This is a genomic window from Pauljensenia hongkongensis (genome assembly GCF_001746855.1).
GTDB classification, from domain to species: Bacteria; Actinomycetota; Actinomycetes; order Actinomycetales; family Actinomycetaceae; genus Pauljensenia; species Pauljensenia hongkongensis.
In genome coordinates this window covers 582,214-596,851 of the sequence record NZ_CP017298.1, presented here as the reverse complement: position 1 = coordinate 596,851, position 14,638 = coordinate 582,214, and the positions used below count along the sequence as shown (strand labels likewise).

The following is a 14,638-nucleotide window of genomic DNA, read 5'->3' as shown; positions in this document are numbered from 1 at the left end:
CCGGTCCAGGGTCAGTGGGGCCAGCCGGGTGGGCAGGTTCAGCCGGTCCAGGGTCAGTGGGGCCAGCCGGGTGGGCAGGTTCAGCCCGTTCAGGGTCAGTGGGGCCAGCCCGGTGCGCGGATCCAGCCGGTCGCGGAGCCCCAGCCCGCGTGGGGCGCCCAGCCCGGTGGGCAGGCTGGGGCCGATGTGGGGGCGCACTCCGACGCGCAGGCGCAGACTCCCGGCGAGCCCTGGGCCGCCCAGGAACCGCAGGCGGAGGCGCCGGCGGCCGAGCCCCCCGCGAAGCCGGAACCCGCCTGGGGGACCCAGTCCGACGCGCAGGTGCAGGCCGGTGCTGGGGCGCAGTCCGAGGATCAAGCGCAGACTGGTGCTGGGGCGCAGTCCGAGGATCAAGTGCAGACTGGTGCTGGGGCCCAGTCCGACACGCAGGCCCAGGCTCCCGGCGAGCCCTGGGCCGCCCAGGAACCGCAGGCGGAGGCGCCGGCGGCCGAGCCCCCCGCGAAGCCGGAACCCGCCTGGGGGACCCAGTCCGACGCGCAGGCGCAGGCCGATGCTGGGGCGCACTCTGGCGCGCAGCCCCAGGCGCCCAGCGGCCCCGGGGCCGCTCAGGATCCGTGGGCCGGGGCATCGGGGGCCCTGCCCCACTCGGAACCGCAGCCCGTATGGGGGGCGCAGCCCGACGGGCACGCCCAGGCCTCGCAGGACTCACCGCGTCCTCAGGAGCCGCAGGCATCCTTCGCGGCCCCGCAGGGGCAGAGGGAGCCGTGGCAGCCGCAGTCGGCGGAGGCCCGCGCTCCACAGTTCGGAGAGGGCCAGTGGAACCCCCAGGGGGCGAACCCGCAGGCGCCTTCCTACAGCGGCCAGTACTCATCCGACTGGTCGGCCGGTCCGCAGGGGCAGGGGACGCGGGGCACGACTGCGGACAAAGGGGGCTCGGGGCGTCGGCTGATCGCGTTCCTCGGCCTGCTCGTCGCCTCAGCGGTTGCGATCGGCAGCGTTTTCCTTCCCTACCTCGCCCACGAGGACGTCAAACTGCCCCTTTTCGGCGTGTTGCAGGGCACTGTTCTGATGATCGGCACCGTCCCGGTCGTGGTAGTGGCCCTGGCCTCGTGGTTCCTGAAGAAGCGGTGGGCACTCATCGCCTCGGTGGTCCTCGGCGGCGTGGCGGCCGTGGACATAGCGGTTGTCGCGATCTGGGTAGTCACGGCGAGGAACGGCTTGGCTGTTTTCACTCTTTCATACGGTTGGTACATCGGGTTGTTCTCCATGCTGCTCATGGTGGTCGCGACTGTGCTCCAGGCCCTGGGGCTGAAGAAGCCCCAAGGCGGAGCCGCGGGCTCCCAGCCAGGAGCGGGCGGTCCGGCGCAGTCGGCGCAGACGGGAGGGGAGAGCCGCTTGTACCAGCCAGGAGGGACCAACCCGTACCAGGCGGGGACGACGAACCCCTACCAGTAGGGGGCGCTGATCCGCGCCAGTGCCATCCTGATCGGTGTGCCGGGCGCCCCATCGCGGCCCGGTGCGGCGGAGCGGCCCATACGGCGGGGGCGGGGACTACGGCCCCCGCCCCCGCCAGCGTATTGCGCTCATCCGGGCGGGCGCGCTGTCGGATCGCGGGCCGCGCCCCGCCTGCTTCCGCAGGGCCAGCCGCGTCCCGTCGGAGACGGGACGCCGGTGGAGAGAGGCGCAACAGGTCCGGGCGCGCCTCGTCGGGGGTGCGGGAAGGGCGTTGACACGAAAGGGGAAGGGGAGTACGGTGACCGTTATCGACTGACGGTCGGTCGGTTAAGTCGTCCCAGAGCGCTCGACGCGCCCGAGTAGGGAGCAGATATGGCACCCAAACCCCGTTCCACCAAAGCGGCCCCGTCGCGCCGCGCGGAGATCCTCGACACGGCGCAGCGCCTGTTCATCGCCAAGGGCTTCCAGAACACGTCCGTCGAGGACATCATCGCCGAGATCGGGATCGCGAAAGGCACCCTTTACTACCATTTCTCCTCCAAGGACGAGATCCTGCGGGCCATCATCGGCAGGACGACCCAGCGGGCCGCCTCGGCCGCCAGGGCCGTCGCCGAAGGGCCGGGCGGCGCGATCGGCAAGTTCGCGGCAGTGGTGGCCGCCAGCCGGGTCGATCAGCCCGAGCGGGAACTCGCCGAGGAGCTCCACGCCAGCGGCAACGCGCAGTTCCACATACTCACCATCGTCGAGATGGTCCGGGCCCTCGCGCCCGTTCTCACCGATGTCGTCGAACAGGGGATCGTGGAAGGCGTCTTCTCCACCCCCCACCCGCGCGAGACCGTCGAGATCCTCCTCACCAGTGCGGGGATGCTGCTGGACGAGGGCATTTTCACCGGCGACCACGACGAGCTGGCGCGGCGGACCCGCGGGCTCGTCCACGCGGCGGAGACCCTGCTCGGCTGCGAGCCCGGGACTTTCGCCTCCATGGCGTCCGGCGGCCCCCAGCCGATCCCCCACACCGATGCGGAGGCGCCCCAGTGCTGCTCAGACTCCTGAAAGCCGATCTCGCCCGCGGGCGCGCGGTGGCCGCAGTGCTGGTCGGCCTCGTCACGCTGGCGGTGGCACTCGCCTCCGCGAGCGCCTCGCTCATCATCGACACGGTCAGTGCGGCGGACCGCCTTTCGGAGCGCGCCAGGGTCCCCGATCTCGTCCAGATGCACACCGGCGAGGCGGACTCCCGCGCGATCGCGCAATGGGCGGACTCGCGCGCGGACGTCGAGGACCACATGGTCATGCGGACACTGCCGGTCCCCAGGGCGCAGCTCTCCATCGGAGGGGCAGTGCAGGCCTCCTCGTACCTGGAGCCCGCCTTCGTCACCGCGCCCGAGCACATCGATCTGCTGCTCAACGAGAACGGCGACCGCGTGCTGCCCGGTCCTGGGCAGGTCTACCTGCCGGTCCACTACAAGGCGGCGGGCCTCGCCCAGGCCGGGGACATGGTCACGGTGGACACGGGGGAGTGGCGGATCGACTTGCGCGTGGCAGGTTTCCTCCGCGACGCGCAGATGAACGCCGCGATGGTCCCCTCCAAGCGGCTGGTCGTCAACCCCGAGGACTTCTCCTCGTTGGACGAGCACATCGGAGAAGTCGAGTACCTCATCGAGTTCGACTTGGCCGACGGGGCCAGCGCCGCCGCCGTCAGCGAGCAGTACAAGGCCGCTGGGCTCCCCAGCACGGGGATCGCGGTGACTGCGGCGCAGATCCAGCTGATGAACGCGTTGTCCACGATGCTGATCGCCGCAGTCGCGCTGGTGGTGGCCGGAGTGCTCGCCGCCGTTGCGGTGCTGGCGCTGCGCTACACGGTCCTGGCCGCCCTGGAGGCGGACTTGCCCCAGGTGGCGGTCCTCAAGGCGATCGGCGCCCCCCAGGCGGGCATCCGGCGCCTCTACTCGCTCAAGTACGCGGTCATCGCCTCAACGGGCGGCTGCGCCGGCTACGCGCTGTCCCATCCGCTGGCCTCGTCCCTGCTGGCGCCGACCACCGTGTACCTCGGCACGCCGCCGACGACGGCGGGCGGCGCCGTGGTGCCCGTTCTCGTGGCGGCGGGCTTGGTGGCGGTGGTCGTCGGCTCCGCGTGGTTGGTCCTGCGCCGAATGGGCAGGATCAGTGCCGTTGAGGCGCTGCGCAGCGGGACCAGTGGAGGCGCGGGGCGCCCGCGCCTCCGGTGGAGGCTCTCGCGCGCCCGTCTGCTCGGCCCGCACGCGTGGCTCGGGGTTCGCGAGGCGCTGCGCCCCGCGAACGCCCTCCTGATGGGAGTCCTGGCCCTGTGCGCCTTCACCGCGGTGCTGCCCATGAACGTGTCGACGACCCTCGGCGACCCCCGCAGCGCGACGTACCTGGGGGTGGGCCAGGCGGATCTGAGGGTCGATGTCCGCTCAGGCGCCGCGGACATCGAGGAGATCGCCGACGACTTCGCCGCCGACCCGCGGATCGCCAAGCAAGTCGTCATCATGCGCAAGGACTACACGATGCGCAACAAGGACGGCGCATGGGCGCCAGTGCTCATCGACATCGGGGACCACAGCGCCTTCCCGGTGAACTACATGTCGGGGCGCGCTCCCCTGAACGACCAGGAGATCGCCCTGTCCCACAGCCAGGCGGCCGAGGCGGGCGCCGCCGTCGGCGCGACAGTGACGGTCAAGGGCTCCCAGGGCGAGAGGGATCTCGCGGTCGTCGGGGTGTACCAGGACATCACCAACAACGGGCTCACCGCGAAGGCGGTCTTCGACGACGCCACTCCCGCGCTGTGGCAGCTCATGTACGCGGACGTGGCGGACGGGGAGGACGCGGGGGAGGCCGCGGAGGACCTGGCGCGCGAGCACCCGGGGGCGCAGATCGTCCGAATGGGCGAGTACGCCTCGCAACTCTTCGGGGCGACCCAGTCGCAAGTGGACGTCCTGGCGGCGATGGCCCTCGCGGTGTCCCTCGGGCTCGCGTTCCTCATCACTGCCCTCTACTCCGTCCTGGTCCTCGCCCGGGAGCGCGGGAGGATCGCTGTTCTGCGGGCCCTCGGCTCGACCGTGCGCTCCATCGCGGGCCAGTACTTCATGCGCTTCGGCCTCGTCGCCGTGATCGGGGTCGCCCTGGGGGTCGTGATGGCGGCGACTGCCGGCGAACGGGCCGTGGGGCTGGTCCTCGCGAACCGCGGTGCCCCCGATCTGCACCTGCTGGCCGACCCATTGCTGATGGGCGTGGTGGTGCCGGCGGCGGTCCTGTGCGCCACCGCCGTGGCAGTGGGGCTCGCGCTCAGGCCCCTGCCCTCCATGACCCTGACCGACACCGACTGAGGAGTGCCAATGACCACCGCGACAAGCCGCAACGCGACCGGGGGCGCGACGCCCGCGTTGAGTGCCCGCCGTCTGAACAAGTCCTACGGGACGCCCGTTCTGGCGGGCCTCGACCTGGACATCGCCGACGGGGAGTTCGTCGCCATCATGGGCCCGTCGGGTTCCGGCAAGTCGACCTTGATGCACTGCCTGAGCGGAATGGACCGGCCCGACTCCGGCACGGTCACGGCGCGCGGACGAGAGATCACGGGGCTGGGGGAGAAGGAGCTCGCATCGCTGAGGCTGACGGAGTTCGGTTTCGTCTTCCAGCAGGCGCACCTCATGGCGACCCTGAACCTGCTGGACAACATCGTCCTTCCGGGGTTCCTGGCGGAGCTGCGCCCGCGCGAGGAGGTCGTGGGGCGCGGACGCGCCCTCATGGAGGAGATGGGGATCGGCGAGTGCGCCTCGAGCGGCGTCACCGAGGTATCGGGAGGGCAGTTGCAGCGCGCGGGCATCTGCAGGGCCCTGATCAACGACCCCGCGGTGCTCTTCGCGGACGAGCCGACGGGGGCGCTCAACTACTCCGCGGCGACCTCCATCCTCGATCTGTTCGGACGGGTCCACGCCTCCGGCGCCACGATGGTGGTCGTCACCCACGACGCGCGCGTCGCGGCCCGCGCCGACCGTGTGCTGGTCCTGGTCGATGGCGGGATCGTCGAGGATCTGCGCCTGGGGCCCTACGAGGAGGAGACGGCCCAGGCCCGCCTGGAGACGGTGGCCGCCGCCCTGCACCGCCACTCGGTGTGAGCGCCCCGCGGGTGCGGCGCGCGGGAGGTCGCCCGGCGCCCGCCTCGTTCCGCAACGACCGGCCACCATGTGGGGAGGGGTGCCGGAACCCCTCCCGGTGGACTACAGTCAAGGAAGCGAAAAAGGCGGGCCAAGCAATGGCAGCGCACCGAGGGCCGGGAACGGCCCGGACAACCCAGGAGTCGCGGCATGAGTGAGAACACACCCTCCGCAGCAGGAGACACCGGTCCCAGCATCGACGAGGTCATCGCCTCGAAGGAGGGCAGGAGCACCCAGCTCAAGCGCAAGCTCTCCGGCCGCCACATGCGGATGATCGCCATCGGCGGCGCGATCGGCACCGGCCTGTTCGTCGCCTCGGGCGCCACCGTGTCCAAGGCGGGCCCGGGCGGCGCCCTCGTCTCCTACGCGGCGGTCGGGATCATGGTCCTGCTCCTCATGCAGTCCCTCGGCGAGATGAGCGCCCACCAGCCGATCGCGGGCTCCTTCCAGACCTACGCCACGAAGTTCATCAGCCCCTCCTTCGGTTTCGCGATGGGGTGGAACTTCTGGTTCAACTGGGCGATCACCGTCGCCGCCGACCTGGTGGCCTCGGGCCTGGTCATGTCCTACTGGTTCCCCACCGTGCCCTCGTGGGTGTGGGCAGGGAGCTTCCTGGCGTTCCTCGTCATGCTCAACGCGCTCTCCGCCCGCGTGTACGGCGAGGCGGAGTTCTGGTTCGCGACCATCAAAGTGGTCACCGTCGTCGTCTTCCTGATCGCCGGGGTCGCCATGATCTTCGGCGTGATGGGATCGGCCTACCCGGGGCTGACGAACTGGACCCTCGAGGACGGCCCCTTCCACAACGGGTTCCTGGGCGTCGTCGCCGTGTTCATGATCGCAGGCTTCTCGTTCCAGGGGACGGAACTGGTGGGCATCGCCGCGGGTGAGTCGGAGAACCCGCACAAGGACGTGCCCAAGTCGATCCGCGCGGTCTTCTGGCGCATCATGATCTTCTACATCGGGGCGATCGCCGTCATCGGCACGCTGCTGCCCTTCACCGACCCGAACCTGTTGGCCGCCAGCGAGACGAACGTCGCCCAGTCCCCCTTCACCCTGGTGTTCGCGCGCCTGGGCGTCGGCGGCGCAGCGGCCATCATGAACGCCGTGATCCTCACCTCCATCCTGTCGGCGGGCAACTCCGGGCTGTACGCGGCCTCGCGGATGCTGCACTCCATGGCCCTAGTGGGGCAGGCGCCCAAGGTGTTCAGCTACGTGAGCCCCCACGGGGTGCCGGTCAACGCCATGGTCGTCACCGCGCTGATGGGAGGGTGCGCATTCCTGACGGCGCTGGTCGGCGAGGGCGTCGCCTACACATGGCTGGTGAACATCGTCGGCCTGTCCGGGATCGTCATGTGGCTGGGCATCGCCGCGGCGCACTGGCGCTTCCGCCGCGCCTACGTGCGCCAGGGGTATTCCCTGGACGACCTGCCCTACCGCTCGCCCTTCTTCCCGGCGGGGCCGATCCTGGCCTTCTCCATGTGCATCATCATCATGATCGGCCAGGTCTACGAGGCGTTCGTGCAGGGGACGTACATGGAGGTCCTGCCCTCCTACATCGGCCTGCCCCTGTTCCTGATCGTGTGGCTGGGGTTCCACCTGGTCAAGCGCGACCGGGTGGTCGCCCTGGACGACATGGACGTCAAGGGCGTGCGCGTCGACGACATGTCGCGCCGTCGTCGCCAGTAGCGCAGGGGCGCCTGGCTGGTTCCTCACAACGCCGCTTCCAGGGCAGCTGTCCGTTGGCGCTGGACGACGGCCTGAGAATGCGCTCCTCGTGGGTCCTCGCGACTGGTGGGGCGCGGATCCCCGGGGCCGCTGCGGCTGCGCGCTGGCCCCGTCCGCACCCCGCCGCGGTGGTTGGCGGGAAAGGTGAAGCGCCACCGGGGATGTGGCACAGTGACCGCATGGATTGTTCTCGTACCGTTCGGTTTCTCACTATTGGTGTTGCCGCACTGATCGGATTGGCCGCATGTTCCCCGCTGACGCCGAAACCCGCGAGCGGGGGAGCGGCCCCAGCCGCCACTCCGGCCGCCAACGGGCGGACGGCCGAGGCGGGCGGCCCCTGCGCCTCCGGATCCATCAGCGTCAACGCCCAGGAGGACGCCTCGTCGGGTGCCGCGACGCGCAAAGTCGACCTGGTCGTCACGAACACGGGCTCCGCGCCGTGCTCCCTCACTGGATACCCGGGCGTCGTGTTCGCGGCCAGCGGGGTCCAGATCGGGCGGCCCGTCGTCGAGTCAAGCAGGGTCGCGGAGGCCACCACGGTCTCCCTGGGCCCCGGGGCGAGCGCGGTGGCCACGCTGCTCATCATCGACCCGTCCGCGTTGACGAGCTGCAAGGAGGAGGACTTCACGGAGATCTGGGTGTCGCTCGCCGCCGAGGACGACACCATAGGGGTCGACTTCTCCGGCAAGACCTGCTCGAACACCACTAACGCGAACATCGACCCGTACCAGGCGAGGTGACAGCGGGCCCCACCTCAGCGGTGGCCGTCGCCCGGCGGCGCGCCACAGGGGAGGGGCCTGGTGGCTGGCACCCCGCGGAGACTAGGATGGACACATGGTGAAGAAGCTGCGTATGATGACCGCTGCCCTGGCCTGCGTGGCGCTGGGCGCCTGCGCTCCCGGCGGCACCGCCCAGAGCGGAACCGGTTCGCAGAGCGCGACCGGTGGCGCCTCGGGCACCGCCCAGCCCCCGGCCACGGGAGCGCCCCAGTCCGGAGCGGCCACGGCCTCGCCGTCCCTGCCGCCCCCCGACGTGGAGGGGCTGCCGTGCACGGCCGAGGAGCTCCAGGCGTCCCTGGGGGAGAAGACGACGAACGGCGGGACCACCACGGTCACGATCTCCTTCTGGAACGGCAGCAGCCAGGAGTGCACCATCAGCGGCTTCCCGCAGGTGTCCTTCATGTCGTCGCAGACGAACGAGACCGTGGGCTTGGAGGCAATTCGCGACGGCGAGGACCCGGGGAACATCTTCAAAGTGCTCCCCCAGGAGTCGGCGCACGCGATCCTCACGCTCGACGACCCTGCCGCGGCCGGGTGCTCCACCGCCAGCGCGGACCTGGTCACCGTGGTCCTGCCCGGCGACACGGCGCAAGTGACCCTGAGCCACGCGGGCCTCAGCGTGTGCTCGGACGCGGCCAGCGCCGTGGTGGGCCCGCTGGAACCGGGGGCCTGAACCGACGCGCGGGAAGCTCCGGCGGCCTCACTCCATCTCGATCGGTCCCGCCAGCAGTGCGCCCTCGGTGTCGAGGCGTTTGATCGCCAGGGAGGCGGTCGCCCCGTCCAAGCGCCCGGCGTTGCGCGCCTCGAGCACCCTGGCGCGGGCGAAGTCGATGCACTCCAGACGCAGGGCGGTCTCGTCCTCGTCGAAGAAGGAGAACTCCTCCTCGGAGGCGGCCTGGAGCATCCGCTCCTCGCGGCGCCCGTAGGACTCGCGGATCGCGTTGACGAGCTCCCCGTCCTCGACGCCGATCCGCTGGGCCATGGAGGGGAGTTCTTCGACGATGTCGCGCATGATCCCTGCCAGCACGCGCGTCTCCTCGTCCAACTCCTCCGCCTCGCGCCGCTGGACGGCTGTGGGGCGCGCATTCGCCCAGCGGACGACGTGGGGGAGCGCGATCCCCTGGACGACCAGTGACAGCAGGGTCACTCCTGCGGTGATGAGGACCACGAGGTCGCGCTCCTCGTAGGCGGTCCCCCCGAAGGACCCGGGGATCGACAGGGCCATCGCCAGGGAGATGGCCCCCCGGAACCCCGCGACCGTCGACACGAGGCGCCCCCGGATGTTTGTGCGGCGCTCGCGCTGCTGGGGGCGGCGGTCCAGGGCCCGGATGCTGAAGATGATGGCGTGGTGGCCCACGAAGCGCGCGGCCACCATCGCTGAGTAGATGATCGGAATCAGGACGAGGCCACGGACCAGTTCCTGGTGGGGGAGGCGGCGGACGATGTCGGGCAGGGACAGTCCCACCATGATGAACAGCACGGTGTTCATCAGGTAGGTGAGGACCGACCAGAAGGGGATCCCGACGAGGCGGATGGCGGAGTCGTTGGCGTTCCCGTTGTACCGGGAGTAGACGATGCCGCAGGCGACGACGGCGAGCACGCCGGAGCCCTGGAGCTCCTCGGCGAGGAAATAGGTGGTGAAGGGGACTGTGAGCGCGATCAGGTTCGACAGCATCGCGTCGGTCCTGCTGGCGTTCCATTTCGCCCACAGCAGCACTGCGGCCGTGCCGCAGACAACGCCGACTCCCAATCCGGCTCCGATCGAGATGGCGAATTCCGAGGCGACCGAGGCGGCGCTGACACCTGTGCCCCCGGAGGCGACCCGCAGGGCGATGGCGAAGACCGCCAGGGCGGTGCCGTCGTTGAGCAGGGACTCGGCCTGCAGGACTGTGCGGCCGAAACGGTTGATCCCCTTGCCCAGCGCGGCCACCGCGGTGGCGTCGGTGGGCCCCAGGCACGCGCCGACCAGCAGCGCCGCGCCCGCGGACAGCCCCATTGCCAGGCCCGCCGCCATGATGATCGCCGAGGTGATGACCACCAGGACGGTTGCTGAGAGGATGATGCCCCGCAGCGCCCGGCGCATGCCGTTGAGCGAGACGGACAGCGCCTCCCAGTACAGCAGGACCGGGAGGAACACAGTGAGGACGACTTCGCTGGGCAGTCCCGCGCCCTCGGCGCCCGGCGCGAACGAGGCCACCAGGCCAGCGACGATCAGCATGACGGGGCCGATCAAGCGGAAACGGTTGGTGAGCGCCGTCGCCACGATGGCCGCGACGCAGACGATGATGAGCAATTCAAGACTCATGGGGATGACCGATCTGCGCGGGAACGGGTTGCGGCTGTCGACTCTACGACGGCGCCCGAGTGCCCGTCCAGCGGAGGCTGGTGGTGGTGCGAACGCGCGCGGGGCGCTGGGGCAGGCCGGACCGGGGCTGCCCGCTCCTGGGCGGGCGGTGACGCCAGCACCCCACGGCCTCATTGGCTGTCGGTATTGGGGTCCGTGTCCGTGGGGCCGTCCGTCGGGGTGTTTGCGTCTTCGGAGCCACTGGGGCTCGTGGAACCACCGGGATCGGCGGGACCACTCGGATCGACGGGACTACCCGGGGCCCTGGGCTTGGTGGTTCCTCCCGAGTTCACCGCGTGGATGATCTCTCGCAATCCCCAGGCGAAGATGGCGGCGATGAAGTGGAAGGGCAACCATCTGGCCACAAGTTCCCAGTCGGAACCAATGAGCAAACCGTAGAGGATCCGTCCCAACCACCATAGGGCCGCCACATCGGAGGCCATGGCCCCCATGATCACCACGGCTTTCCACGCTCCGGCGTGGTCGAGGAACTTCTGGGAGATGGACGCCAGCACCTGGATGAAGGTGAAGAAGCCCATGAAGCCGAAGAAGTAGAACAGAACGAGATCCCCGCTCACAGAGAGGAGAAGCCCGATCAGGAATGCCACGTGGAGCAACAGGTAGCGGATGATGAAGGTGAGGATCCCCCGGGGGTCTTTCGCGCGCGCCATGCCACTAGGCTAACGGGTTCGTGCCACGGGGGTGAGCCCGTCAGGGGCCGTCCCGATATGCCGGTGTTCGACTGATCGTCTGGCCCAGTGCTGCGGCACGGCGCCCGTCCTTCGCCGCGAGAACCGCGGGGCCTCGGGATCCCGTGTTCGAGTTCCGGTAACGGCGCCCCGCGGCCGCCGTCGCCACGATGGCCGCGACGCAGACGATGATGAGCAGTTCAAGACTCATGGGGGTGGCTGATCTGCACGGGAATGGGCTGCGGCTGTCGACTGTATGTCGGCTCCCGAGTGCCCGCCTCGCGGAGGGGCGCAGTGATGCGAAGCGCACGCGGGGAGGGGGATGCGCCGGATGGATGCGGGGCCCGGTTCCGCGGATCCGGGGACGAGGCTGGGGCCGGGTTCCGTGGGACAGGGCGGAGGCTGCCCGGGCCGCAGGGAGTGGACGCGCCTACTCCAGTAGGCGCCGGTATGTTCTGCGCGCTTTCATCGCATGGATGATTTCCTCCGTTTGATCGTCCCAGCGCAGGACAACCAGTTCAAGGAAACGCATGGATTGGTCGAAACCGAGGCGAAACTCCCGCTGGGGATGGTCGTCGTCAAGCGAAGCCGTGAATCGGCACCCGTTCGTCGCCGCGAATACCGCGGCTTCTTCGGAGATCCCGTGTTTCAGTGCCGATGGTCTCAAAATCATGAGATGAAGGCGCGCAGGGCGTCGCGTATCACCGTGGAACGCGTGCCCCCATTCTTATCCGCGTAGCGGTCGATGCCGTCGATCTCATCATCAGTGAGGCGCACCGAGATGGTCCGCGCGGGTTGGTCTCCACGGCGGGGGCGTCCCCGGCGCCGGAGGGCTTCCACGTCGTAGCCATGCTCGGCCTCCGCGACCCAGTCGTCGATCTGCGCCTCGGAAACGGGGTGTCCGTTCATCGTTCTCACCCTATTATCGTAGTACGAAAATGTGGCGAGGGGAAGTGAGGCCACTGGCCTTCCTGCGGAGATCGTAGTCCGGCGCAAACAGTACGAGTACTACCGCGACCGTTTGCTGTCATTCCCAGAAAAGAAGGCTTGGCTGCGATGGTGGGCAAGCGCATCGAGCTCTTCCTGGTCGACGGGGAAGCGGGCGGCATCGCAACGGCAAACGTGTCCGGATGGACCGGCCCGTCCTGGTCTCCTCGTGCGAAGACGCCTTCAACGAAGGGCACTGGGGCTACCTGGAGGCGCGCATAGTAGAGGTCGCCATGTGCGCGAAACGGGCACCCCTCAAGGACAACGCGCAGATCCCGCAGGAGCGAACACTCTCGGAGGCCCAGCAATCCGACGCGGAGGCATTCTTCACCCAGATGCGCTCGGTACTTCCTGTCCAGGGGGTCCAGGTGTTCCGTGAGGCCCACCCCCTGCCTCGCGAGGAGGAGAGTACCCCGGCGGAGGACAGCCCTGTTTTCCGCTGCGTGCTTTCGAAGCGGGGGATCGACACCCGCGCCCGGGTGGTCGGCGGCGAATTCACCGTCCTCCAAGGTTCGCGCGTCACGCCTGAGGTCACTACTCCGCGGCGCTACCAGCGGGTCCACGTGCTCCACTCCCAACTGGTCGCCGACGGCACCATACGGGTCGAGGGGGGTCATGGGGAACCCGCGCGCGACATCGAGGACTACCGCAGCGCCTACCTGGACCTCTACCAGGAGATGCGCCAGCACGACGCCGCCGACAAGGAACCCATCAACGGGGACCTCGTCTTCGAGATCGAGTTGGTCAAACAGGTTGAGGTGAACGTCGACTACGTCCTGATGCTGGTCGAGCAGCACCGGGCAAGCAGAGGGGACGGCAACGATGTGGAGATTCCCGTCGAGATCACGCGCGCCCTGAAATCCAGCCCTTCACTGCGTGACAAGCGCGATCTCATAGAGGACTTCTACAGGCGCGTGTCGTTGAGCGGGGACGTGTCAACCGAGTTCGCGCGCTACGTCGCCGAGCGCCGAGAGGCCGAATTGGAGGGGATCATCGAACGCGAGAACCTGCGCGAGAACGCCAGCGAGTTCGCCCACCGCGCACTGGCGGAGGGGTTCGTCTCCGAGGAGGGGACCGGTTTGTCGAGCATCCTGCCCCCTATGTCGCGCTTCGCCCGGGGTGGTGGCCGCGCTGAGAAGGAGGCCAGGGTACTCGATGCCCTGCGCGCCTGGGTGTCACGGTTCATGAACCTGGGCGGGTGGTGACGCCAGCGCCCCACAGCCTCACCGGTCGTCGGTATTTGCGTCTATGCTCGCGGGGCCGCCCGTCGGGGCATCTGCGTCTTCGGAACTGCTGGGGCTCGTGGAACCACCCGGATCGGCGGGACCACCGGGATCTGCGGGACCACCCGGATCGACGGAAGCACGCGGATCGATGGGACGACTCGGAATGATGGGACCACTCGGGTTCCTGGGCTCGGCGGTTCCTCCCGTTTTCACCGCGTGGATGATCTCGCGCAGCCCCCAAGCCAGGAACGCGGCAAGGAAATGTAAGGGGAGCCAGCTGACCACGAACTCCCAGTCGGAACCGCTGAACAGGCCCCCCAGCATCCGCCCCAACCACCATAGGACCGCCACATCGGAGGCCATGGCCCCCATGATCACCACGGCTTTCCACGCTCCGGCGTGGTCGAGGAACTTCTGGGAGATGGACGCCAGCACCTGGATGAAGGTGAAGAAGCCCATGAAGCCGAAGAAGTAGAACAAGGCGAGGCCCACGCCCAAGGAGTAGGGGAGCCCGAGCAGGAACACCACGTGGAGCACCAGGTAGCGGAAGATGAAGGTGAGGATCCCCCGGGGGTCTTTCACACGTGCCATGCCACTAGGCTAACGGGTTCCAGCCACGGGGGTGAGCCCCTCAGGGGCCGCGCCGATATGCGGGTGTTCGACTGATCGTCTGGCCCAGTGCTGCGGCACGGCGTCCGTTCTCCGCCGCGAGAACCGCGGGGCCTCGGGATCCCGTGTTCGAGCGCCGACAACGGCGGCCGCGGGCGCCGCCCGACTCATCTGGGCAGCCCTGGATGGTTGGTGCGTTGTGAGCTCAACATGTGGATGAGCTCCCGCAGTCCCCAGGCCGCGAACGCGGCGCCGAAGTGGAAGGGCATCCAGTTGAGCACGAAGGACCAATCGTTGCCGCCGGGGAACAATCCCTTCAGTACCCAGCCGAAGTACCATAGGATTGGCACATCCGTGGCGATCGCGCAAAGGACCGCCACGAATTTCAATACGCCGCCGTGGACGAGGAACTTCTGGGAGATGGACACCAGCACCTGGATGAAGGTGAAGAAGCCCATGAAGCCGAAGAAGTAGAACAGAAGGACGTCCATCTCCCTGGAGATGGGGAGCCCGATCAGGAAAGCCACGTGGAGCGCCAGGTAGCGGAAGGTGAAGGTGAGGATCCCCCGGGGGTCTTTCAAGAGCGCCATGCCACTAGGCTAACGGGTTCCAGCCACGGGGGTGAGCCCCATAACGGCACTGTTCTGCCGTT

At 69.0% G+C, this 14,638-nt stretch carries 16 protein-coding genes; 8 read left to right on the top strand and 8 right to left on the bottom strand.

Annotation, left to right across the window (positions count from 1 at the left end):
• The coding region (locus BH719_RS09795) for a hypothetical protein (protein WP_216818692.1) at nt 1-198 on the bottom strand (198 nt) is incomplete at its 3' end.
• Between BH719_RS09795 and BH719_RS02490 the strand changes: the two genes are divergently transcribed.
• From BH719_RS02490 to BH719_RS02460, 7 genes are all read left to right on the top strand, one after another.
• On the top strand, nt 187-1,455 hold the full coding sequence (locus tag BH719_RS02490) for a hypothetical protein (RefSeq protein WP_157098154.1): 1,269 nt from the start codon (nt 187-189) through the stop codon (nt 1,453-1,455). The genes BH719_RS09795 and BH719_RS02490 overlap by 12 nt on opposite strands.
• Nucleotides 1,456-1,827: 372 nt before the next feature.
• A complete protein-coding gene (locus BH719_RS02485; protein WP_009743165.1) occupies nt 1,828-2,508 on the top strand; it encodes a TetR/AcrR family transcriptional regulator in 681 nt (226 codons plus the stop codon).
• On the top strand, nt 2,490-4,799 hold the full coding sequence (locus BH719_RS02480) for an ABC transporter permease (RefSeq protein ID WP_009743164.1): 2,310 nt from the start codon (nt 2,490-2,492) through the stop codon (nt 4,797-4,799). Before BH719_RS02485 ends, BH719_RS02480 begins: the two co-directional genes overlap by 19 nt.
• A 9-nt stretch (nt 4,800-4,808) precedes the next feature.
• Nucleotides 4,809-5,588, top strand: a complete 780-nt coding sequence (locus BH719_RS02475; RefSeq protein WP_009743163.1) for an ABC transporter ATP-binding protein — start codon at nt 4,809-4,811, stop codon at nt 5,586-5,588.
• A gap of 189 nt (nt 5,589-5,777) precedes the next feature.
• The gene (locus BH719_RS02470) at nt 5,778-7,313 is read left to right on the top strand and encodes an amino acid permease (protein WP_009743161.1); all 1,536 of its coding nucleotides are present in this window, start codon (nt 5,778-5,780) and stop codon (nt 7,311-7,313) included.
• A gap of 275 nt (nt 7,314-7,588) precedes the next feature.
• A complete protein-coding gene (locus tag BH719_RS02465; RefSeq protein ID WP_050790613.1) occupies nt 7,589-8,092 on the top strand; it encodes a DUF4232 domain-containing protein in 504 nt (167 codons plus the stop codon).
• Nucleotides 8,093-8,186: 94 nt separating this feature from the next.
• Entirely contained in the window at nt 8,187-8,804 is a 618-nt protein-coding gene (locus tag BH719_RS02460; protein WP_009743159.1) for a DUF4232 domain-containing protein, read from the top strand.
• A gap of 27 nt (nt 8,805-8,831) precedes the next feature.
• On the opposite strand, the gene BH719_RS02455 is transcribed toward BH719_RS02460, so the two are convergent.
• From BH719_RS02455 to BH719_RS02445, 5 genes are all read right to left on the bottom strand, one after another.
• Nucleotides 8,832-10,436, bottom strand: coding sequence for a cation:proton antiporter (locus BH719_RS02455; protein WP_009743158.1), 1,605 nt, complete (start codon nt 10,434-10,436; stop codon nt 8,832-8,834).
• Nucleotides 10,437-10,606: 170 nt separating this feature from the next.
• The gene (locus BH719_RS02450; RefSeq protein WP_009743157.1) at nt 10,607-11,146 is read right to left on the bottom strand and encodes a hypothetical protein; all 540 of its coding nucleotides are present in this window, start codon (nt 11,144-11,146) and stop codon (nt 10,607-10,609) included.
• Between the two features lie 40 nt (nt 11,147-11,186).
• The gene (locus BH719_RS09265; protein WP_009743156.1) at nt 11,187-11,375 is read right to left on the bottom strand and encodes a hypothetical protein; all 189 of its coding nucleotides are present in this window, start codon (nt 11,373-11,375) and stop codon (nt 11,187-11,189) included.
• 219 nt (nt 11,376-11,594) lie between these two features.
• Nucleotides 11,595-11,837, bottom strand: coding sequence for a hypothetical protein (locus BH719_RS09515; RefSeq protein WP_009743155.1), 243 nt, complete (start codon nt 11,835-11,837; stop codon nt 11,595-11,597).
• Nucleotides 11,834-12,073 carry a ribbon-helix-helix domain-containing protein gene (locus tag BH719_RS02445; RefSeq protein ID WP_009743154.1) on the bottom strand — a complete coding sequence of 80 codons (240 nt, stop codon included), beginning with the start codon at nt 12,071-12,073 and terminating at the stop codon, nt 11,834-11,836. The genes BH719_RS09515 and BH719_RS02445 overlap by 4 nt, the downstream gene beginning before the upstream one ends.
• A gap of 221 nt (nt 12,074-12,294) precedes the next feature.
• On the opposite strand from BH719_RS02445, the gene BH719_RS10000 reads away from it, so the two are divergent.
• Nucleotides 12,295-13,356: a type I restriction endonuclease subunit R, EcoR124 family gene (locus BH719_RS10000; RefSeq protein WP_009743153.1), complete on the top strand. Its 1,062-nt coding sequence runs from the start codon at nt 12,295-12,297 to the stop codon at nt 13,354-13,356.
• Nucleotides 13,357-13,374: 18 nt separating this feature from the next.
• Here the strand turns inward: BH719_RS10000 and BH719_RS02435 are convergent, their stop codons facing one another.
• Together BH719_RS02435 and BH719_RS02430 are read right to left on the bottom strand one after the other, a co-directional pair.
• Nucleotides 13,375-13,968: a hypothetical protein gene (locus tag BH719_RS02435; RefSeq protein WP_009743152.1), complete on the bottom strand. Its 594-nt coding sequence runs from the start codon at nt 13,966-13,968 to the stop codon at nt 13,375-13,377.
• A 185-nt stretch (nt 13,969-14,153) separates the two neighbouring features.
• Nucleotides 14,154-14,576 (bottom strand): hypothetical protein, encoded by a 423-nt coding sequence (locus tag BH719_RS02430; protein WP_009743151.1) that lies wholly within the window; start codon nt 14,574-14,576, stop codon nt 14,154-14,156.
• Between the last annotated feature and the right edge of the window lie 62 nt (nt 14,577-14,638).

What these genes read in the sequence shown, in the direction of transcription:
- BH719_RS02485 (WP_009743165.1), top strand. Translation starts at nt 1,828, where the DNA reads ATGGCACCCAAACCCCGTTCCACCAAAGCGGCCCCGTCGCGCCGCGCG.
- BH719_RS02475 (WP_009743163.1), top strand. Translation starts at nt 4,809, where the DNA reads ATGACCACCGCGACAAGCCGCAACGCGACCGGGGGCGCGACGCCCGCG.
- BH719_RS02470 (WP_009743161.1), top strand. Translation starts at nt 5,778, where the DNA reads ATGAGTGAGAACACACCCTCCGCAGCAGGAGACACCGGTCCCAGCATC.
- BH719_RS02460 (WP_009743159.1), top strand. Translation starts at nt 8,187, where the DNA reads ATGGTGAAGAAGCTGCGTATGATGACCGCTGCCCTGGCCTGCGTGGCG.
- BH719_RS02455 (WP_009743158.1), bottom strand. Translation starts at nt 10,436, where the DNA reads ATGAGTCTTGAATTGCTCATCATCGTCTGCGTCGCGGCCATCGTGGCG.
- BH719_RS02450 (WP_009743157.1), bottom strand. Translation starts at nt 11,146, where the DNA reads ATGGCGCGCGCGAAAGACCCCCGGGGGATCCTCACCTTCATCATCCGC.
- BH719_RS09265 (WP_009743156.1), bottom strand. Translation starts at nt 11,375, where the DNA reads ATGAGTCTTGAACTGCTCATCATCGTCTGCGTCGCGGCCATCGTGGCG.
- BH719_RS09515 (WP_009743155.1), bottom strand. Translation starts at nt 11,837, where the DNA reads ATGATTTTGAGACCATCGGCACTGAAACACGGGATCTCCGAAGAAGCC.
- BH719_RS02445 (WP_009743154.1), bottom strand. Translation starts at nt 12,073, where the DNA reads ATGAACGGACACCCCGTTTCCGAGGCGCAGATCGACGACTGGGTCGCG.
- BH719_RS10000 (WP_009743153.1), top strand. Translation starts at nt 12,295, where the DNA reads ATGGACCGGCCCGTCCTGGTCTCCTCGTGCGAAGACGCCTTCAACGAA.
- BH719_RS02435 (WP_009743152.1), bottom strand. Translation starts at nt 13,968, where the DNA reads ATGGCACGTGTGAAAGACCCCCGGGGGATCCTCACCTTCATCTTCCGC.
- BH719_RS02430 (WP_009743151.1), bottom strand. Translation starts at nt 14,576, where the DNA reads ATGGCGCTCTTGAAAGACCCCCGGGGGATCCTCACCTTCACCTTCCGC.